This is a genomic window from Marinovum sp. J2-8, from assembly GCF_055808435.1.
Genome location: NZ_JBVVRZ010000002.1, coordinates 662,920 through 682,159 on the forward strand (window position 1 = coordinate 662,920; position 19,240 = coordinate 682,159).

The window sequence follows — 19,240 nt, forward strand, 5'->3', positions numbered from 1 at the left end:
CCCAACAGTCACATTTGCTGCCATATTCGGGGTGGAAACCGGCCCTGCGGGTGGCCGTGTCACCGCGTCAGACTGGCTCAGCGCAATATGTGGCAGCGGAAAAAGCACAAGAAACATGCAGAGACCAAGGCGAAATCGCCGAAATTTGCCCGAACCGGGCCGTTTCGACAAACCTTTGCCGCAAATCCCATGGGAACACACTGTTTCTGCCATTCTCTTTCGCCAAACCGCCACGGCAATGCCCCAAATACCCGCCAAGTTGACCCAACCACTAAGTCCAACCAGAGAAACTTATCCAGATGTTCGCATTGCTGAAACCCATTTCCAAACACGTCGGCGCTGTTTTGCAGCGTTCGGCCTGGCGCGACGCCCTGTGCAACATCCGCGAAATCCACCGCCCGGACGTCAGGCTCTGCTCGGTCTGGTCTGGGCAGTTCCTCTGGCTTTGGGCAGAAAAAGACCGGCGCAGGCACCCCCGACGCGCAGCGGGCATTGGCCGTTTCGCCGGATCTTCTGGCGCAACTGGGTCGCCCCTTGCAGACCCAAAGCGCCGAGCGCGACATCTGTCAGTCGCTGTTCAACCGCGGACGCAATCTGGCGCGTCAGGAAGATTGGGCCGGGCTGGCAAATCTGATCGCCGCCAATGACCGCGCCCGCGCCACCACCCCATCCGGGGCCCCGATCAGTGAAATTCTGGCGGTTGGCGCACGGTCTGACCTGAGCCGGGCCTTGCTCAGCGTGTCCGAAGCCGGGGCATTGTCCCCCAATCACCCCATGCTGGCCGGGCTGGAGGCCCTTGACCACAGCCTGGGCGAACACCGTGACACCGCAACCTGCGCGGCGCTTCTGGCCCTGGCCCATATGGATGCCGGTTGGGCCTGGTACAAGCAGGGCTGGCAACGCGGCCTGCCCGAACAACATGTCGCCGCCTTTCAACATTCCTTCTCGCGCGCGGCGCAAAATCTGGCGCCCTTCTCGCCCGCAATGGAAGATTCGCCTTTTCTGGCCTCTGCCCGCTGCGGCCTTTTGGCCGGAATTGCCGATGCAGATCGCCGGGTCAGCGAGGATTTTCGCGCCCTGATCGCGCTTGCACCGCAAATGCCCGGACATATGCGGGCCTATGGTCTGCACCTTTTGCCGCGCTGGTTCGGCAGCTATGCCAAGCTGGAGGTCGAGGCCCGCCAAATCGCCGCCCAGACCCAGCCGAAATGGGGCGCGGGCGGCTATGCCTGGGTCTATATGGACGCCTTGTTGCAGGATCCGGCGACCTTTGCCTTTCTTGACATCGACTTCTTTCTCGAAGGTCTGACCGACATTCATCAGGCCACAGGATGCCAGCATATGACCAACCTGCTGGCCGCCTATCTGTCGCATATGCTGCTGCAAAGCGGCACCGCCGGACCGGACAGCAGCCAGCGCCGCGCCCTGACCCGCCATCGCGACCGGTTGATCCGTGACGAAATGACCGAAACCCATTCCTGGGTCTGGTCCATATTGGACACCGGGTATGGCACCCCCGGCGCGGACCATCTGACGCAGACCACAGCCGATGCCGGGCTGGGTCAGGCCTGGGCCGCAATCAGCACCGCCCTGTCGCGCGACCTGCGCCGCCTGCATTCCGGTGCGCAACCCGCGCAATAGGTCCGCAACTTTCCCCACTGCCCGGCGCATAATGGGCCTGTCTTGCCCCTTGCCCCGCTTTTGTCCCTGCCCTAGAACCCAGATGTTCTTACCAGACGTTCCAACCGCAGGAGACAGGGATGCTTGACCTGACATATGACGCACCGAAGCCCAAGGTTATTGCCGGGGCCAAGCATGACTGGGAACTGGTGATCGGCATGGAGGTCCATGCCCAGATCTCGTCCAACGCCAAGCTGTTCTCTGGCGCATCAACGCAATTCGGGGCCGAACCAAACGCCAATGTGGCCTTTGTTGACGCGGCGATGCCCGGCATGTTGCCGGTGATCAACGAATATTGCGTTGAACAGGCGGTGCGCACCGGTTTGGGCCTGAAGGCGGAAATCAACCTGAAGTCGGCCTTTGACCGCAAGAATTACTTCTACCCGGATCTGCCGCAGGGCTATCAGATCTCGCAGCTGTATGAACCGCTGGTGGGTGAAGGCGAGGTTCTGGTGGAATTGGGCGACGGCATCGCGCGGCTGGTGCGGATCGAACGCATCCACATGGAACAGGACGCCGGCAAATCCATCCACGACATGGACCCCAACATGTCCTTTGTCGATCTCAACCGCACCGGTGTGGCGCTGATGGAAATCGTCAGCCGCCCCGACATTCGTGGCCCCGAAGAGGCCGCGGCCTATGTCGTCAAGCTGCGCCAGATCCTGCAATATCTGGGCACCTGTGACGGCAACATGCAAAACGGCAGCATGCGCGCCGATGTCAACGTGTCTGTCTGTCTGCCCGGCCAATACGAGAAATATCAGGCGACGCAGGATTTCAGCCACCTCGGCACCCGCTGCGAGATCAAGAACATGAACTCGATGCGGTTCATTCAGGCCGCGATCGACTTTGAGGCCAAGCGCCAGATTGCCCTGCTGGAAAGTGGCGGCACCGTGGATCAGGAAACCCGGCTTTATGATGCGGACAAGGGTGAAACCCGGTCGATGCGGTCCAAGGAAGAGGCGCATGATTACCGCTACTTCCCCGATCCCGATCTGCTGCCGCTGGAAATCGAACAGGGCTGGGTTGATGACATTGCGGCCACCCTGCCGGAACTGCCGGACGCCAAAAAGGCACGGTTCATCAAGGACTTTGGCCTGTCCGACTATGACGCCAGCGTGTTGACCGCCGAAACCGTATCCGCGAACTATTTTGAAAAAGTGGCGGATGGCCGCGATGGCAAGATGGCCGCGAACTGGGTGATCAATGAATTGTTTGGTCGCCTGAAAAAGGATGACCGCGATCTGGCGGATTGCCCGGTCACGCCGGACCAATTGGGCGGTATCATCACCCTGATCCAAAAGGGTGACATCAGCGGCAAGATCGCCAAGGATCTGTTCGAAATCGTCTATACCGAAGGCGGTGACCCGGCCGAGATCGTCGAAGCCCGTGGCATGAAGCAGGTGACCGACACCGGAGCAATCGAGGCCGCCGTGGATGAGGTGATCGCCGCCAACCCCGCTCAGGTGGAAAAGGCACGTGCCAATCCGAAGCTGGCAGGCTGGTTTGTGGGTCAGGTGATGAAAGCCACCGGCGGCAAGGCCAACCCCAAGGCCGTGAACGAAATCGTGGCCGCCAAACTGGCACAGTAACAGGCGTTTCATCAAAACGCCCATTCCTTGGACTTTGCGCATTGGTGCAAGGTCCGGGGACCAAATTCCGTGATCGGAATTTGCAAAAATCCCTGAAGATTTTTGTCCAGCGCTGTGGCGATGTTGCGCTTTAACGGCATTTATGATTTTGGACCCGACATGACGACATATGAGTACAAGGTGGTGCCGGCCCCTGACCGGGGGCGCAAGGCACGGGGTGTAAAAGGTGCAGATGGGCGGTTTGCCCATGCGCTGGAAGATGCATTGAACGAACTTGCGGCCGAAGGTTGGGAATATCAGCGCGCCGAGACCCTGCCCAGCGAGGAACGTCAGGGCCTCTCGGGCAAGGCCACGGTTTTCCGCAATGTTCTGGTGTTTCGCCGCGCGCGGGACGCCGATCTGGCGGATTTTGAACCCCGGCTTCTGGACCCACCCCAGGATACGCCACGGCAGGAGCTGCCAAAAGACATCCCCGTTCTGGATGCCGCGCGCATTCTGGCCGAAGAGAAAACGCCAGAGACCGCAGCGCAGCCGGACACGCCAGAGCCGAGCAGCCCGCCCGCCCCTGATGCCGTGGCCCCCGGCGACGCGACGCGCCCCGAAGGTCCGGCCAAAGACTGATCCGGTTTTGGCACTGTCTTTGGACCCGGCTTTGGACCTGTCTTTGGTGTTGCGCCCCTAAGGGTCAGGACGCTCAAGGATCAGGATCTAGGGCACATCGAGGTCCAGCGTCAGCGCATGGATCGCGCCGACAAGCTCTGCCCCCAAGGCAGAATGCACCGCGCGATGCCGGGCGATACGCGACTGCCCCTCAAAGGCGGCACTGCGCAGGCGGACACGAAAATGGCTCTGGCCACCCTCTTGGTATCCGGCGTGCCCACGATGCGCCTCGCTTTCGTCTTCAACACTCAATTCGACCGGCGCAAAGACCGTATCAAGGCGTTGGCGGATTTCTTCTGAACGTTTCATGAAATTTTTCCGGGCCCCTTCCCTCTGGTCCTCAATGGTCTAAACTGCCACGTCCGAGTCGAAAAGGTGCGCGCTATGAGTAAATCAGACCCATTCGGATTCGATATGTCCGTATCATCCGCCAAGAAGAAAAATCCACGTGGTCGGCGTGGTATGTCCGGGGCATCCGAGACCTCGCAGCGGGTCTGCGATCTTGATGGCTGCGAAGAGCGCGGGCTCTATCGTGCGCCCAAGGCGCCCGATGTGCTGGATGATTATTTCTGGTTCTGCAAGGAACACATTCGCGAATATAACGCGCGGTGGAGCTTCTTTGAGGGCAAGACAGAAGCCGAGATGAATGCGCAGGAAACATCCGACAAGGTGTGGGAGCGCAAGACCAAGGATTTCCGCGACCCCGAGGCCAAGGCCTGGGCGCGGCTGGGCATTGAAGACCCGCATCAGGTTCTGGGTGAAAATGCCACCCGCAATCCCGGACGCAACCCCAGCACCCCAAGCCGACGTTTGCCGCCCACCGAACGGCGTGCGATCGAAATTCTTGAGGCCCGTGAAAGCTGGACCAAGGTTCAGATCCGCAAATCCTACAAGGCGCTGATCAAGGTGCTGCACCCCGACATGAACGGCGGGGACCGATCGCAGGAAGAACAGCTGAACGAAGTGATGTGGGCCTGGGAACAGGTCAAGGACAGCCGGAACTTCGCTGACAAGTAATCTGCGCCGATCCAGGTGAATGGGGGCTCTGCCCCCGTCGCCAAGGCGACCCCCCCGGGATATTTTTGAACAGAAGAAGCCTTGGGGTGATCCGCCCCCGGGGCTAGGCTGCGCGGAATTTCAGGGAGACGCCATTCAGGCAATGGCGCATGCCGGTTGGTTTCGGGCCATCGTCAAAGATATGCCCCAGATGCGATCCGCAGCGGCGGCAATGGCATTCCGTGCGGGTGGCAAACAGCGACCGGTCTTCTTTTGTGCCAATTGCATCGGGCAGAGATTGCCAGAAGCTGGGCCAGCCGGTGCCGCTGTCGAATTTGTGGGCTGAGGCATAGATTTCCAGGTCGCAGCCACGGCACAGGTAGGTGCCTTTGGTTTTCCGGTCATGCAACGGCGAGGAAAAGGCGCGTTCGGTGTCTTCCTGTCGCATCACGGCATATTGCGCATCGCTGAGCATTGCGCGCCATTCCGCATCGGTGCGGGTGATTTCGAAGCTGCCTGTCGCGGCTTGCAAGGCAAGGGGCGATCCGCCGACAGCCAATGTGGCGGTCGCGGCGGAGGCGGTCAGAAATCGGCGTCTTGAGAATGTCATGTCGGGCTCCTCTGACAGATTGTGGCGATGTTTGGCTTGGGTGGGCCAGTATTCATGTCCCGCCCCGGCACAGATGCGCCGAGGCGGGCATTGAATCGCGTTATCCGGGTGTGTGTGCGCGGCGCGATCCAATGTTTCGGCAACCAGCGTGGTTTACATCGCAGGCAGCAGAACCGTGTCGATCACATGGATTACGCCATTGGATTGTTTGACGTCGGCGATTGTCACCTTGGCCATACGGCCGCGTTCGTCTTCGAGCGTGATTTCATCACCGGAATAGGTCGCCTGCAACGTGCAGCCGCCCACCGTTGGCACCGGATGTTTGCCGTTGTCGTCGTCGATCATACCTTTGATCGCCATCGACATCGCATCCGCCGACACCACATGGCAGGTCAGGATCTTGGTCAGCTGATCCTTGTTTTCCGGCTTCAGCAGGGTTTCCACGGTCCCGCCTGCCAATTTGTCGAATGCGGCATTGGTCGGGGCAAAGACCGTGAACGGGCCTTCGCCCATCAATGTGTCGACCAGACCGGCCGCCTTGACTGCGGCGACAAGCGTGGTGTGATCCGCAGAGTTCACCGCGTTTTCGACGATGTTCTTGTCCGCGAACATGGCCGCGCCGCCCACCATTGGATTGCCGGTTTCCGCATGGCTTTCGGCGAAAGCAAAGGTGGTGGTCACAGCAAGGGCCACGGCGGTCAGAGTGGTTTTGGCGAAAGTCATGGTAACTCCTGTCAGTCTTGCGAGGCCGTTGTGGCCACGCTCAGGAGTAGAGACGCAGGCGGTGGCGCAAAAGTTTCGCGCCACCGATCACAAAGACATCACGTCGCCGTGATGACCCCGGTGGCCAGCACCGCGCCAGTGGGCAGGCCAGTGGGTGAGCCGCCGGCGGGCTCGTCCGAAATCGCCAGAACAGCGCCATCCAGCGCGCCCCGCAGCGGATCAGGCACCGCAAGGGCCACAACAACGCCGGGGCTGAGCAGACCCAGCGACACCGGTGCATTGTCGCCCTGGATCAACCAAAGCTCGCGCGCGCGGCCATCCTCCGGGAAGGCTCCGATCAATTCCGCCGTCAATGCGCCGCTGTCTGCATCAAGCTCGATCCGGGCCACATTTTCAGCGGCCTCTGTGGTCAGCGCAGCCGTATAGGGCGCGCTGTCCGGTTCCAGCCAGCCAAATTGCACCACGGCCAGCGCCAGGCCAGCGGCCAAAGCGCCGCCCAAAACCGCCTGCCCCAGTCCAAGCCCCGCCCCAAGACGTCGCCACAGCGGTTTGCGCGCACCGAACAATCGGGTTTCAACCGAGGTCCAGATCCCGTCCGGCGCAGGCACCGGGTCGAGATCGGCGGCCAGCTCGGCAAAATGCTCTGTCCAGGTGTCGCAGAGATCGCGCAATGCCGGTTCCCGCACCATCCGCCGGGCCACGTCGCGCGCGGCATCCTCGGACAACAGGCCAAGCACGTATTCCGCTGCAAGAACGGAATCGTTATCGGGTATGTCGGTTGCGTCACTCATTAACTCAGACAAGCCTTCAAAGATTGCAGACTGCGGCGCAGCCAGGTTCGCATGGTATTCAGCGGCACCGCAAACTGCGCTGCCAATTCAGCATAGCTGGCCCCTTCAAGATAGGCCAACCGGACCGCCGCGGATTTTTCGGCGGCCAGTTCGTCAAGGCAGGCTTCGATCCGGGCGCGCTCGCCCTTTTGGGCAAGCTGCTCGGCCGGGCCGGGGTCGGGCGATTCCAGACGGTCGATCAGGCTTTCGTCGCCATCGGCCCGCCCTTCTCCGGCGCGATTGCGCCGCAACACGTCAATGGCATGGTTGCGCGCCACGGTGATCAGCCAGGTCATCGGCCGCACGCGACCGGGTTGATAGGCCTCGGCGCGCTGCCAGATCTTGACATAGACCTCCTGCAACGCGTCCTCTGCCTGTGCCCTGTCCCGTAAGATACGCAGGCAGAGTCCAAAAAGTTTCGCGGATGTTGCAGAATAAAGTGCGGAAAATGCTTTGCGGTCGGCCATGGAGACCCGCGCCAACAAATCATCAAGGTCCTGCGTCGTCACGGTGATGCCCCCGGTGTCTGATTGAGCCTGACGATAGAGCGCGATGCGGTGGTGGCAAGGCCCGTTTCGAAACCAACCCGGCAATTCTGGTCCCCGCTCTTGCCACTGCTGCGAATATGGTGCACGAACCGTGACGCAAAACACGAGTTGAGACCGAAAAGGACGCGGCCATGGCGGACGGCACGATGGACCCAAATATGAGACCCTCTGAAGAGATCTCGGTGCGCGATGTGTTCGGCATCGACACTGACATGATGGTCAAGGGCTTTGCCGAGCGCAGCGATCGCGTGCCGGATGTGGACCAGACCTACAAGTTTGATCCCGATACCACATTGGCGATCCTGGCCGGGTTTTCCCACAATCGCCGGGTGATGATCCAAGGCTATCACGGGACGGGCAAATCGACCCACATCGAACAGGTCGCCGCACGGCTGAACTGGCCTGCGGTGCGCGTCAACCTCGACAGTCACATTTCCCGGATCGACCTGATCGGCAAGGATGCGATCAAGTTGAAGGACGGCGTGCAGGTCACCGAGTTTCAGGAAGGTATCCTGCCCTGGGCGCTGCGCAACCCGACCGCGATTGTGTTCGACGAATATGATGCCGGCCGCGCCGATGTGATGTTCGTGATCCAGCGCGTGCTGGAGGTTGACGGCAAGCTGACGCTGCTCGACCAGAACCAGGTGATCAACCCGCACCCCTATTTCCGTATCTTTGCCACGTCCAACACCGTGGGTCTCGGCGATACCACCGGGCTGTATCACGGGACGCAACAGATCAACCAAGGCCAGATGGACCGCTGGTCGCTGGTGGCGACGCTGAACTATCTGTCGATTGATGCGGAATGCGCGATCATTCTGGCGAAATGCCCGCATTACAACACCGAAAAAGGCCGCAAGACCGTCAAACAGATGGTCACTGTAGCGGACCTTTCGCGTACCGCCTTCATGAACGGGGATCTGTCGACGGTGATGTCGCCACGGACCGTGATTGCCTGGGCGCAAAACGCCGAGATCTTCCGCAATGTCGGCTATGCCTTCCGGGTGTCGTTCCTCAACAAATGTGACGAGCTGGAACGCCAGACCGTGGCGGAATTCTATCAGCGCTGCTTTGACGAGGAACTGCCAGAGAGCGCCGCGAGCCTCGCATTGGGCTGACCGCTCTTTGGGCCCTTGCGGGCCCGCATCGCGAAGACAGCCCGCAAGGGACTGAATGAGCAGCGCCCAATGGGCGCTGTTTCTGCATGTGCAGCCGTGCTGAAACCACAACAACGGCAAAAGTTTTCATAACGCCCAATTCTTGACGCATTAATCTTGTGATATGCTTCAATTATGAGCGGTGTGAAAACTTTAATGAGTTTCGTTGCGCTGGTGGTGACCTCAACCTCTCTGCCAGCGCAGCCGACAACGGCGCCAGGTCCGGCCCATCTGTTTGCGACCTGTACTGGGCGGTTGTCGGCCTGGATGGAACATCAATGGATGTTTGATGGGCCAGGATCAGAGCACACAGCACGCCAACGGGAGCAGATGATGGGGCTGCTTGGCGCGGTCACCCCGCCCGGCAAAGGGCGCGAAATCCTGCATCTCAGGATAGATGCCAAAATGGCCCTCGCCAGTCTGCTGACCCGCGCCACATTTTCCGACGATACCCGCGAAGCCCGACGGGCCAGTAAAATGGTTCAGATCAGGCTTTCGGAATGCACCGGCTTGTTGCTGAGTTGATGTGCTGAAATTCCGGGCACCGCCGCCCTATGCGGCCTTCCCCAACCACTTCGTATATACTTTGTATTGACCTGAACTATACCCGTGTCGTAAATTCGTTACATGGTACGGAAGCTTCGCCCTCTTGCGGCGGCGGCTCTTCTGAATGCGTTGACCCTGTCCGCCGCCTTTGCATCTCCGCCCCCTGCGGGCGACAGAGCAGAGGCGTTTGCGGTCTGCGCCGGCAGGCTCTGGGCGCTGTCGGTGCAACAGGCGGCGGTGGGCGATCCCGCGCATGAAACCACCCGGCGCATGCGGTCCGATTTCGATATGCTGTTGGATGCGGTGATTGGTGACGCGGAAAACAACCGACAGGCACAGCGATGGCGCACCGATGGTTGGGTGCAAATGGCCCATCTTCTGGCGCGGCACCAATATGGCGACACCGCGCGGCGGCGTGACATGGCAGCGGCGCGCATGGCGTCCCGCATCAACACCTGCCGTCGCATGATCCTTGGCGGGTAGCTGAGCGCAGAAATTGCAGTCAGGAAAACGCATCCGCTCTCTGGCCATTGCCCGCCTGCATCACTAGGGTGACGCCGTTGAAAACCACTTCCGCAGGCATTCCATGGCGCAGACCGACAACCCCGCAGATCCGTTCAAGAAAGCCCTGGCCGAAGCCACCAAGGTGATGGCGGACGATCCTGAATTGACCGTCAGCTATTCGGTGGACCCGTCCGGGGTGTCCGGCGATGCCATGCGCCTGCCCCAAGTCAGCCGCCGGATGAGCCGCGACGAGGTTCTGTTGGCGCGTGGCACAGCGGATGCGCTGGCCTTGAAACACAAGTATCACGACGCCAAGACCCACGCGCGTTATGCCCCGCCCGGTGACATCGCCCGCGATCTGTACGAGTTCGATGGAAACCGCCCGCTGCGAGGCCGTCGGCGCACGCGACATGCCCGGCACCGCCGGCAACATCGACGCCAAGATCAACGCAGATGCGCTGAAACGCGGCTATGACCAGATCAGCAAAGCCTCGGATGCGCCATTGCCAGTGGCGGCGGGCTATCTGATCCGGCATCTGGCAACGGGTCGTGATCTGCCACCGGCGGCGGCCAATGTCATGGATCTGTGGCGCGGCTTCATCGAAGATCAGGCCGGTGGCCAGATGGAGGATCTTCAGGAATTGCTGGCCGATCAGAGCCAGTTTGCCAAATTTGCCCGGCGGATCATTCAGGATCTCGGCTATGGCGATCAGCTGGGCGAAGACCCGGATGATCTCGACGACGAGTCGGAAGATCAGGCCGAAGACAGTCAGGACGAGGATCAAGATCCGGATTCGACCGGTCAGGACGACGAACAGGACGATCAGGCCGAGGCCAACCCGGAACAAGGCCAGGAAGAACAACAAGACCCAAGCGAAGCCCAGGTCACCATGGATGACATGGCCGATCAGGAAAGCGGCGAGGAAACCGAACTGCCCGAAGGCGAGGCCCCGCTGGAGCCGCCAGCGCCCGCGCCGGTGTCGGATGCCGACCCGGATTACACGGTCTTTGCCACCGAATACGACGAAGAAATCGCCGCCGAAGATCTGGCCGATCCCGCAGAACTGGAACGGTTGCGCGACTATCTGGACCAACAATTGGAACCTTTGAAGGGCGCGGTGTCGCGTCTGGCCAACAAGTTGCAGCGCCGTCTGCAGGCGCAGCAAAACCGATCCTGGGAATTTGACCTGGAAGAAGGCATTCTGGATGCCGGACGTCTGGCGCGGGTGGTGGCCAATCCGACCACGCCCCTGTCGTTCAAGGTCGAAAAAGACACCGAATTCCGCGATACCGTGGTGACATTGCTGTTGGATAATTCCGGCTCGATGCGGGGGCGGCCGATTTCCATTGCCGCGATCTGTGCCGATGTTCTGGCCCGGACGCTGGAACGGTGCTCGGTCAAGGTCGAGATCCTCGGCTTTACCACACGCGCCTGGAAAGGCGGGCTTTCACGGGAAAAATGGCTGGGCGAAGGCCGGATACAGCAGCCCGGACGGCTTAACGATCTGCGCCACATCATCTATAAACGTGCCGATGCGCCCTGGCGTCGGGCGCGGCCCAATCTGGGGCTGATGATGAAAGAAGGCCTGTTGAAGGAAAACATCGACGGCGAGGCGCTGGAATGGGCGCACCGCCGCATGGTGGGCCTGCCGAAGCGCGCAAGATCCTGATGGTGATTTCCGATGGCGCGCCGGTCGATGACAGCACTCTGTCGGTCAATCCGGCGAATTTTCTGGAAAAACACCTGCGTGACGTGATTGCCATGGTGGAACGGCGGCGGGCGGTGGAACTGCTGGCGATTGGGATCGGCCATGATGTGACGCGCTATTACGACCGCGCAGTGACCATCACCGATGTGGAACAATTGGCGGGGGCCATGACCGAGCAATTGGCGGCCTTGTTTGACACAGACCCACGTGCACGCGCGCGGGTGATGGGGATGCGCAAGACCGGATAGGCCGAAAGCTGGGTGTTGCGGGCGATCAGAAGGGGGCCAGCCCCCTCGGCCTGCGGCCTCACCCCCGGGATATTTTTGAACAGAAGAAGGACGGGCCTGCGATATGTTTCAGACCTTCGACGTCACTGCACGACCCGAGCAAGGGCCGCCACGACTGGCACAATTGCGCGCGGAGATGGCGCGGCACGGCCTGGCCGGTTTCATTGTGCCGAAAGCAGATGTGCACCAGGGCGAATATGTTGCGCCACGCGATGACCGGCTGGCCTGGTTGACCGGTTTTACCGGATCGGCGGGGTTTGCCGTGGTGTTGGACGATCAGGCCGGGGTGTTTGTCGATGGGCGCTACCGGGTGCAGGTCAAATCCCAGGTGGCAGAGGATTTTACGCCGGTGGATTGGCCCGAGGTGCAATTGGCGGATTGGGTCAGGCCGCGGCTGTCGGAGAGCGATCTGGGGTTTGATCCCTGGTTGCACAGCCTACGGCAATACCGTGATCTGGAACGTGGGCTGAACGGTTCGGGGATTGTGCTGACCCGCTGTGGCAATCTGATTGACACCATCTGGGAAGATCAGCCTGCGCCACCGATGGAGCCGGTTCATCTGCATCCCGACGCCTTGGCCGGACGTACGTCGGCCGAAAAACGTGCCGAGCTGGCCGCCGGGTTGAAAACGCTGGGGGCCGCGGTCGCGGTCATCACCTTGCCGGATTCGCTCTGCTGGTTGCTCAATATCCGCGGCACCGACATTCCGCGCAATCCGGTCGCCCATGGCTTTGCCTTGGTGCATGTCGATGGCACGGTTGATCTGTTCATGGCAGCGGCCAAGCTGGGGGATGTCGATCTGGGGCCGGATGTGCGCCAGCATGCGCCGGATGATTTTTCGGCGGCTTTGGCCAAACTGGATGGGCCGGTTCTGGTGGATCCTGAAACTGTGCCGTTGGCGGTGGTTGATGCGATCACGGCCGAGGTGGTCGAGGGCCGCGATCCATGTGTTTTGCCGAAAGCCTGCAAAACCGAGGCCGAGTTGGACGGCATGCGCGCCGCGCATCTGCGGGACGGCGTCGCCATGTGCGAGTTCCTCGCCTGGCTGGACGATGAAGCGCCGGGGGATCTGACGGAAATTGATGTGGTGACCGCGCTGGAGGGATTTCGGCGCGAGAGCAATCAGCTGCGAGATATTTCCTTTGAGACGATCAGCGGCTCTGGCCCGAATGGCGCGATTGTGCATTACCGGGTGAACGAGGAAACCAACCGCAAGCTGGCCGATGGGGAATTGTTGCTGGTGGACAGTGGTGGGCAATATGCCGATGGCACCACCGACATCACCCGCACCATGGCCGTTGGCACCCCCCCGCCCGAGGCCGTGGCGGCCTTTACCCGTGTGTTGCGGGGCATGATCGCCATGTCCTGTGCGCGCTGGCCCAAGGGGCTGGCGGGGCGGGATCTCGACGTGCTGGCGCGGATGCCGCTTTGGCAGGCCGGACAGGATTACGGCCATGGCACCGGGCATGGGGTTGGGGCCTATCTGTCGGTGCATGAAGGTCCGGCGCGGCTGGCCCGCACCGGCACAGAGCCGCTGTTGGCGGGCATGGTCCTGTCGAATGAACCGGGGTTTTACCGCGAAGGCGCTTTTGGCATCCGGATCGAGAACCTTTTGACGGTGCGCGCGGCCCCGGCCCTGCCTGGGGGCACGGTTGACGGGATGCTGGAATGGGAAACCCTGACCTTTGTCCCGATTGACCGGCGCCTGATAGCGCCCGACATGTTAACCGCAGATGAGCGGCGCTGGTTGAATGAATATCATGCGACATGTCGTCAATTGCTGCGCGACAGACTGGGCAATCGGGCCGCACTGTGGTTGGATGCCGCAACTGCAGAAATCTGACATCAAACGGTTACATGCCACGGGGCATGTACAAGGACGTGTCGTGGGGAGATAGAAAATGACAATCAGGATCGTAAAAGCCGAGGGCAATTGGGTTGTCCGTGCAGGTGGCGCCGTATTGGGTGAAAGCAGCAATGCATTGGAACTGATCGAAGATGGCCACAAGCCGGTGATCTATTTCCCGCGTGGCGATATTGCGATGGCCTTTCTGGACGCGTCGGACAAGAAAACCACCTGCCCGCACAAAGGCGAAGCCAGCTATTTCTCGATTGATGCCAAAAACCGGACGCTTCAGGATGTGGTCTGGAGCTATGAAGATCCCAAACCCGAAGTCGCAGAGATCAAAGGGTATCTGGCGTTTCAACCGGGCGCATATCTTCAGGTCGAAGAAGTCTGAGGTCAAACCCGCAAGCAAGGGCCGGGGCGGATCTAGGCCGCCCCACCCCGCAATTTCTTGCCCGCCGCATAGAGCCGGCCAAGCGTGACCGCAATCAACCGGGGTTCGAATATCAGCCCCAGGCCAAAGCGGATCGACAGGTTGTTCAGCGTCTCGATCGAAATTGATTTCGCTGCGCGGGAAAATCCGCCCGCCTGCATTTCCTCAAGACAGCCATTCACCGTCAGCGTGTCAAAACCAAACGTATTCTGGAACAGAAACCAGAGCGATTCTGAATGCATTTTCAGATGTGGCGCGGCGGTCGTTTCGTCGAATTGTCCGTTGGGGACATCAATTTCATACCGTTTCCTCAGATCATCGCATTCGATGACCACTGGCTGAAACAACCGGATCGGGCTGTATTTTTGCGCCAGACGCATGGCCATGACGCTGTTGTTGCGATGAACGCGATCAATGAATTTGGCGAACACGGCCTCAAGCTCGGCTGGGGTTTTGCTGGTGAATTCCATCAAGGGGCCGGTAACCGCCCGATCCCGCGCTGCGTTCCAGAACGCCACCGCATCGCGGGTCATCCCGTCGCTGACCTCGCCCCGGAATACATCGCCCGGTTTCATCACCTGAATGTCGAAATCCGCATCGCCAAAGCGGTCCAGCACATCCTGTGGCCCGTTTGCAGCATCGTTCAGATAGACATTGCGGGTATTGGCAAAGGCCACGTAACTGGCAAAGGGGATGACGACGCGGGGGTTCAACAGTTCTGCCTGGACCGCGATATTGTCGAGCTTGGCCTGGGCCGCCTCTTGCCGCCAGGCGGTGTTGTCCGGCCCGCCCTTCCATGCAGCATAAGAAAACTGGGTCAGCAGCACGTCACATGGCCCCGCCTGCGACAGGATCTGACGCGCGCGTTTCGGGTTGTCGATGTGGCAGTCATTGAGGTTCAAAATGTGATGCGTCGCGGTTTTGATCGACACAAGTGAATCGTACCAATCATCCTTGAGGCACATCAATTGCATCCCACCGATGTCATAGGCGCGGCCAAAGGTCATTTCACACAGGTCGATCCCCTGGCCGCGAATGAATTCGGCCACCCGCTGATCGCCAATTTTCTGAAACCAGATGGCAATGCCACGTGCGCGCAGCTTGGCCCCATGGGTCTTGAAGAATGCGATCGAGAAATGATCGGGGTGTTCGTGGCTGAGCCAGATATGTGTCACCCGGTCCAGCAGCGCGTCAACCGCCGCATCCGGGGTTTCGACCAGAAGCTGCCAGCCCTTGTGAAAGGCCGGGCCCGAATACCAGGGGTCGGTCAGTAGCGCGACCTCGCCCTCGGTGATCAGGATTGAGGCGTGATTGATAAACTCGATCTGCATGGTCATTCCTTTGTTCCGACGCGCCTGTCAGTCAGCTGTGTTCTTCTTCTGCCGTCGCCGCCAAAGCCCGGTTATAGGCCTTGAGCGCATCAACGTGAAACAATGCCCCCCGCAATTCCGGTGGCTGGCCCTCGCCGCGTAATGCGACGACGGGCACAAACGTCAAACCCGATGTGTCAAACATCGGCATCGCGGTTTCCAGGGTGGCATTCGCGTTCAGATACACCCCTTCTTCGACCAGTTTCCAACAGGCATCCTCGGACGCGGCGGTCTCGGCGTCCCAAGGGCGCATTACCTGACTGACCCGAAACATCGCCAGCAAATAGGCCTGTGGCCCAGCGGCCAGATGCACACCGCGCCGCTCCAGCTGGGTCAGGAAGAACGACCGATCCACCAATCGCGATGACACCGCCGTTGAAATCGACACTGTCACCATCACCGCCAATCCGGTCTGCCAGTCACCGGTCAGTTCGAACACGATCAACGTGGTCGAAATCGGCGCGCCCAGCACCGCCGCCGCAACCGCGCCCATCCCCGCCAAGGCATACAGCGTGAAGGCGCCGGAATGGTTGGGAAACAGGCCGGTCGCGATCAGACCAAAGGCCAACCCGGTCAACGCCCCCACCATCAAGGCCGGCGAAAACACCCCGCCGCCCATCCGCCCCGCCATGGTGATGGCCACGGCCAGCACCTTGAGCATGGCATAAACAATGGCTTGCCACAAAAGCAGTTGCCCGGTCAGCGCCAGCGAAGTCGTCTCGTATCCGACGCCAATGATATGCGGGAAAAAGATCGCCATCGCGCCCAACAGCGCCCCCGCCAACATCGGGCGAATCCAATAGGGCATGCCAATGCGGCTTTGGATCCGGCTTTCCAGATCATCGGCCCAGAATATGGCCCGGATCATCACCACAGCCACCAGCCCACACACCATCCCAAGGATCAAAAATGCCGGCAGTTCAAGATAGAATTCCAGGGCCGTGGTGCCGGGAAGCGTAAATTCGGTCACATCGCCAAAAGCCAGCCGGTTGATCACCGTGCCCGCCGCGCTGGCCACCACAATGGGCGCAAAGGAATGCAGCGCAAAATGGCGCAGCACCACCTCAAGCGCGAACAGCGCCCCGGCAATCGGCGCATTGAAGCTGGCCGAAACCGCCGCCGCCACAGCACAGCCCAACAGATCACGCCCGGTGATGCCATCCGCATGCAACACATTGGATACCCAGCTGGAAATCATCGCCGCAATATGCACAACCGGGCCTTCCCGGCCGGTCGATCCGCCGGTGGACAGCGTGATCAGGGAGGAGGCCGCCGAGGCCAGCCCCTCCTTGCGTTCGACCCGCCCATCGTGAAGTGCGGCGCCTTCGATCACATCCGCCACCGACCGGACCCGGCCATCGGTCGTGAACAGATACAGGATGACCCCCACCGCAATGCCGCCGCCCATCGGAATGATCAACGCCCAGAACCAATCCAGCGTACCGGCAAAACTGTGCAATTGGCTCAGATCTTCGGTGCCGTAAACACTGGCCTGCAACCAATCAATCGCGCGGCGAAACAGCAGCGCCGCAAAACCCGCCGCAATGCCAATCAGCAATGCGATGAACCAGAATTGCACCTGACTGGGCCCGCGATGTCGCAGCAATTGCCACCCACGGGCAAAGACATTGGCCATTTCACAAATCTGGCGTCGGGCAAGGTTTTGGTTGTTATTTGTCATTACACTCGATCACATCTTTGCGCGCTTCTGCCGCTACGGTAAGAATGCGCGATTTCGGTGATCAGACGGGGCAGACATGACCAGACCAGGGGCGCGGATAGAGGAAACCATTGAGGCGCTTAAGTCCTTGTTAGGCCAGAGGTTGACGACGTCCAAGTCCGATTTGGACCAGCATGGCCGATCCGAGAGCTATTTTGCCCCAATCCCCCCGGATGCGGTCGCCTATCCTGAAACCACAGAAGAAGTTTCGGCCCTGGTGAAGATTTGTGCAGGCTTCGATGTGCCGGTGGTGGCCTGGGGCACCGGAACCTCGCTTGAGGGGCATTCGCTGGCTGTCGAGGGAGGGGTCGTGGTGGATTTTTCCCGTATGACGCGGGTGCTGGATGTGCGCCCCGGCGATATGGATGTCAGTGTTCAGCCCGGCCTGACGCGCGAGGTGCTGAACCAAGAGCTGCGTGCCACGGGGCTGTTTTTTCCGGTTGATCCCGGTGCCAATGCCGCGCTTGGCGGCATGGCGGCCACCCGCGCCAGCGGCACCACTGCGGTGCGCTATGGCACGATGCGCGACAATGTTCTGGGGCTGGAGGCGGTGCTGGCCGATGGCGAAATCATACGCACCGGCACGCGGGCGCGCAAATCATCCGCCGGCTATGACCTCACCGCGCTGTTGGTGGGCAGCGAAGGCACATTGGGATTGATTACCGAATTGACCCTGCGGCTGCATGGCCAGCCCGAGGCGATCAGCGCCGGGGTCTGTGCCTTTCCCGACATGGCCCGCGCGGTGGCTGCGGTGACCGATACGGTGCAACTTGGCCTGCCGATGGCGCGGATCGAATTTGTCGATGCGGCCACGGCGGCGGCGGTCAACGCCTATTCCGGCATGGAATTCCCGCTTTTGCCGCATCTTTTGGTAGAGTTTCACGGCAGCGATGCGGGCGTGGCCGAACAATCGCGACAGTTCGGTGAAATCGTCGCCGATCATGGTGCGCTGGGGTTTGAATGGTCACAGAACGCCGAAGACCGCAGCGCGCTCTGGACCATGCGGCACAATGCCTATTACGCGATCCTCGCCTCGCGCAAGGGCGCGCGTGGTGTGGTTACCGACATCTGCGTACCGGTGTCGCATTTGGCACAGGCGGTGGAGGAAACCCAGGCCGATATCGCCGCCAGCCCAATCCCCGGCCCGATCCTGGGCCATGTCGGAGACGGCAATTTCCACGCGATCCTTTTGGTGGATGACAGCAATCCGGCGGAAATTGCCGCCGCCAAGGCCCTGTCGGCGCGGATGGTGGAACGTGCCCTGGCGCTGGGGGGGACATCCACCGGCGAACACGGGATCGGCATGGGAAAGCTGGATTTCATGGCCGCCGAACATGGCCCCGCCTGGGGCGTCATGGGAGAAATCAAACGCGCGCTTGATCCCAAGAATATTTTGAACCCCGGCAAGATGGTGCCGCCCGGCAATCAGTTTTAGCCCCCCGCGCGGCAGCGATTGCGCCGCCTTGTCACATCCGGGTCACGGCCCGGCGGTATCCGTCATAAACCCAACCAAGGAATTTTCATGACCTTCGCCCGTGCACCATTTTTGTTTATCAGCACCTGTCTCGCCATGCTGTTGAGCGCCGCCATCTTTGGATTTTTCTTCGCTTGGGTCTGTTCGACCATGTGGGGGCTGGATGCCATCGACCCGCGCATTTCGATTGCGGCGATGAACGGCATGAATGCCAGCGTGCGCAATGCGGTCTTTGCCCCGGCGTTTTTTGGCACCCCTCTGGTGCTTGCCCTGACTGCCGTGTTGGCCTGGCGCAATCGCGCGGCGGCGCTTTGGTTCGGGACCGCGGCGTTGCTGTATATTGTCGGGGCTTTCGCCGTGACAATGGCGGTCAATGTCCCCATGAACGAGGCGCTGATGACCGTGACAATCCCCGAGGATCCGGAGGCCGCGCAGGTGATCTGGCAGGCCTATTCCAGCACCTGGCAGGTCTATAATATCGCCCGCACAATCGTCACCGGTTTTGTCTTTCTGTTCGGTTTGATGGGGGTGATACGGCTGGCGCGCGGCTGATCT

18 protein-coding genes and 1 pseudogene are annotated in these 19,240 nt (G+C 60.7%); 12 read left to right on the forward strand and 7 right to left on the reverse strand.

The features are described 5' to 3' along the window. Positions 1 to 492: 492 nt before the first annotated feature. The 3 genes from AC0L4F_RS09070 to AC0L4F_RS09080 all read left to right on the forward strand — a co-directional run bounded on the left by AC0L4F_RS09070 (position 493) and on the right by AC0L4F_RS09080 (position 3,893). Entirely contained in the window at positions 493 to 1,641 is a 1,149-nt protein-coding gene (locus tag AC0L4F_RS09070; RefSeq protein WP_244687558.1) for a hypothetical protein, read from the forward strand. A gap of 119 nt (positions 1,642 to 1,760) precedes the next feature. Continuing rightward, positions 1,761 to 3,272, forward strand: a complete 1,512-nt coding sequence (gene gatB, locus AC0L4F_RS09075; protein ID WP_244687560.1) for an Asp-tRNA(Asn)/Glu-tRNA(Gln) amidotransferase subunit GatB — start codon at positions 1,761 to 1,763, stop codon at positions 3,270 to 3,272. Positions 3,273 to 3,431: 159 nt separating this feature from the next. After that, entirely contained in the window at positions 3,432 to 3,893 is a 462-nt protein-coding gene (locus tag AC0L4F_RS09080; RefSeq protein ID WP_244687562.1) for a DUF4177 domain-containing protein, read from the forward strand. A gap of 87 nt (positions 3,894 to 3,980) precedes the next feature. Here the strand turns inward: AC0L4F_RS09080 and AC0L4F_RS09085 are convergent, their stop codons facing one another. Then, entirely contained in the window at positions 3,981 to 4,241 is a 261-nt protein-coding gene (locus AC0L4F_RS09085) for a BolA family protein (protein ID WP_244687565.1), read from the reverse strand. A gap of 75 nt (positions 4,242 to 4,316) precedes the next feature. Between AC0L4F_RS09085 and AC0L4F_RS09090 the strand changes: the two genes are divergently transcribed. Beyond that, complete coding sequence (locus AC0L4F_RS09090) at positions 4,317 to 4,949, forward strand: J domain-containing protein (protein ID WP_244687567.1); 633 nt, start codon at positions 4,317 to 4,319, stop codon at positions 4,947 to 4,949. 103 nt (positions 4,950 to 5,052) lie between these two features. Here AC0L4F_RS09090 and msrB read toward each other — a convergent pair whose 3' ends face one another. The 4 genes from msrB to AC0L4F_RS09110 form a co-directional block, all read right to left on the reverse strand. Further along, on the reverse strand, positions 5,053 to 5,538 hold the full coding sequence (gene msrB / locus AC0L4F_RS09095) for a peptide-methionine (R)-S-oxide reductase MsrB (RefSeq protein ID WP_244687569.1): 486 nt from the start codon (positions 5,536 to 5,538) through the stop codon (positions 5,053 to 5,055). Between the two features lie 153 nt (positions 5,539 to 5,691). Further along, entirely contained in the window at positions 5,692 to 6,261 is a 570-nt protein-coding gene (locus tag AC0L4F_RS09100) for a fasciclin domain-containing protein (RefSeq protein ID WP_244687571.1), read from the reverse strand. A 98-nt stretch (positions 6,262 to 6,359) separates the two neighbouring features. Beyond that, positions 6,360 to 7,052 carry an anti-sigma factor gene (locus AC0L4F_RS09105; RefSeq protein ID WP_244687574.1) on the reverse strand — a complete coding sequence of 231 codons (693 nt, stop codon included), beginning with the start codon at positions 7,050 to 7,052 and terminating at the stop codon, positions 6,360 to 6,362. Beyond that, positions 7,052 to 7,600 (reverse strand): sigma-70 family RNA polymerase sigma factor, encoded by a 549-nt coding sequence (locus AC0L4F_RS09110; protein ID WP_336623649.1) that lies wholly within the window; start codon positions 7,598 to 7,600, stop codon positions 7,052 to 7,054. Before AC0L4F_RS09110 ends, AC0L4F_RS09105 begins: the two co-directional genes overlap by 1 nt. A gap of 170 nt (positions 7,601 to 7,770) precedes the next feature. Here AC0L4F_RS09110 and cobS point away from each other — a divergent pair, with 170 nt between their 5' ends. From cobS to AC0L4F_RS09140, 6 genes and pseudogenes are all read left to right on the forward strand, one after another. Further along, on the forward strand, positions 7,771 to 8,757 hold the full coding sequence (gene cobS / locus AC0L4F_RS09115; RefSeq protein ID WP_244687576.1) for a cobaltochelatase subunit CobS: 987 nt from the start codon (positions 7,771 to 7,773) through the stop codon (positions 8,755 to 8,757). Between the two features lie 195 nt (positions 8,758 to 8,952). Then, on the forward strand, positions 8,953 to 9,321 hold the full coding sequence (locus tag AC0L4F_RS09120; RefSeq protein WP_244687579.1) for a hypothetical protein: 369 nt from the start codon (positions 8,953 to 8,955) through the stop codon (positions 9,319 to 9,321). A gap of 102 nt (positions 9,322 to 9,423) precedes the next feature. Then, entirely contained in the window at positions 9,424 to 9,825 is a 402-nt protein-coding gene (locus AC0L4F_RS09125; RefSeq protein WP_244687581.1) for a hypothetical protein, read from the forward strand. A gap of 103 nt (positions 9,826 to 9,928) precedes the next feature. After that, a pseudogene (gene cobT / locus AC0L4F_RS09130) lies at positions 9,929 to 11,803 on the forward strand (cobaltochelatase subunit CobT). A gap of 103 nt (positions 11,804 to 11,906) precedes the next feature. Next, positions 11,907 to 13,685, forward strand: coding sequence for an aminopeptidase P family protein (locus tag AC0L4F_RS09135; protein ID WP_244687583.1), 1,779 nt, complete (start codon positions 11,907 to 11,909; stop codon positions 13,683 to 13,685). A 58-nt stretch (positions 13,686 to 13,743) separates the two neighbouring features. Beyond that, positions 13,744 to 14,082 carry a DUF427 domain-containing protein gene (locus tag AC0L4F_RS09140; protein WP_244687585.1) on the forward strand — a complete coding sequence of 113 codons (339 nt, stop codon included), beginning with the start codon at positions 13,744 to 13,746 and terminating at the stop codon, positions 14,080 to 14,082. A 32-nt stretch (positions 14,083 to 14,114) separates the two neighbouring features. On the opposite strand, the gene AC0L4F_RS09145 is transcribed toward AC0L4F_RS09140, so the two are convergent. Then, positions 14,115 to 15,452: an MBL fold metallo-hydrolase gene (locus AC0L4F_RS09145; RefSeq protein ID WP_244687587.1), complete on the reverse strand. Its 1,338-nt coding sequence runs from the start codon at positions 15,450 to 15,452 to the stop codon at positions 14,115 to 14,117. 31 nt (positions 15,453 to 15,483) lie between these two features. After that, entirely contained in the window at positions 15,484 to 17,172 is a 1,689-nt protein-coding gene (locus AC0L4F_RS09150) for a chloride channel protein (RefSeq protein ID WP_473446280.1), read from the reverse strand. A gap of 76 nt (positions 17,173 to 17,248) precedes the next feature. Here AC0L4F_RS09150 and AC0L4F_RS09155 point away from each other — a divergent pair, with 76 nt between their 5' ends. After that, positions 17,249 to 18,646: an FAD-binding oxidoreductase gene (locus AC0L4F_RS09155; RefSeq protein ID WP_244687590.1), complete on the forward strand. Its 1,398-nt coding sequence runs from the start codon at positions 17,249 to 17,251 to the stop codon at positions 18,644 to 18,646. A gap of 87 nt (positions 18,647 to 18,733) precedes the next feature. Next, a complete protein-coding gene (locus AC0L4F_RS09160; protein WP_244687592.1) occupies positions 18,734 to 19,237 on the forward strand; it encodes an anthrone oxygenase family protein in 504 nt (167 codons plus the stop codon). Positions 19,238 to 19,240: the final 3 nt, after the last annotated feature.

Bases quoted from the DNA above. Each gene is read 5' to 3' on its own strand.
- gatB (WP_244687560.1), top strand. From the start codon at position 1,761: ATGCTTGACCTGACATATGACGCACCGAAGCCCAAGGTTATTGCCGGG.
- AC0L4F_RS09080 (WP_244687562.1), top strand. From the start codon at position 3,432: ATGACGACATATGAGTACAAGGTGGTGCCGGCCCCTGACCGGGGGCGC.
- AC0L4F_RS09085 (WP_244687565.1), bottom strand. From the start codon at position 4,241: ATGAAACGTTCAGAAGAAATCCGCCAACGCCTTGATACGGTCTTTGCG.
- AC0L4F_RS09090 (WP_244687567.1), top strand. From the start codon at position 4,317: ATGAGTAAATCAGACCCATTCGGATTCGATATGTCCGTATCATCCGCC.
- msrB (WP_244687569.1), bottom strand. From the start codon at position 5,538: ATGACATTCTCAAGACGCCGATTTCTGACCGCCTCCGCCGCGACCGCC.
- AC0L4F_RS09100 (WP_244687571.1), bottom strand. From the start codon at position 6,261: ATGACTTTCGCCAAAACCACTCTGACCGCCGTGGCCCTTGCTGTGACC.
- AC0L4F_RS09105 (WP_244687574.1), bottom strand. From the start codon at position 7,052: ATGAGTGACGCAACCGACATACCCGATAACGATTCCGTTCTTGCAGCG.
- cobS (WP_244687576.1), top strand. From the start codon at position 7,771: ATGGCGGACGGCACGATGGACCCAAATATGAGACCCTCTGAAGAGATC.
- AC0L4F_RS09120 (WP_244687579.1), top strand. From the start codon at position 8,953: ATGAGTTTCGTTGCGCTGGTGGTGACCTCAACCTCTCTGCCAGCGCAG.
- AC0L4F_RS09125 (WP_244687581.1), top strand. From the start codon at position 9,424: ATGGTACGGAAGCTTCGCCCTCTTGCGGCGGCGGCTCTTCTGAATGCG.
- AC0L4F_RS09135 (WP_244687583.1), top strand. From the start codon at position 11,907: ATGTTTCAGACCTTCGACGTCACTGCACGACCCGAGCAAGGGCCGCCA.
- AC0L4F_RS09140 (WP_244687585.1), top strand. From the start codon at position 13,744: ATGACAATCAGGATCGTAAAAGCCGAGGGCAATTGGGTTGTCCGTGCA.
- AC0L4F_RS09145 (WP_244687587.1), bottom strand. From the start codon at position 15,452: ATGCAGATCGAGTTTATCAATCACGCCTCAATCCTGATCACCGAGGGC.
- AC0L4F_RS09150 (WP_473446280.1), bottom strand. From the start codon at position 17,172: ATGACAAATAACAACCAAAACCTTGCCCGACGCCAGATTTGTGAAATG.
- AC0L4F_RS09155 (WP_244687590.1), top strand. From the start codon at position 17,249: ATGACCAGACCAGGGGCGCGGATAGAGGAAACCATTGAGGCGCTTAAG.
- AC0L4F_RS09160 (WP_244687592.1), top strand. From the start codon at position 18,734: ATGACCTTCGCCCGTGCACCATTTTTGTTTATCAGCACCTGTCTCGCC.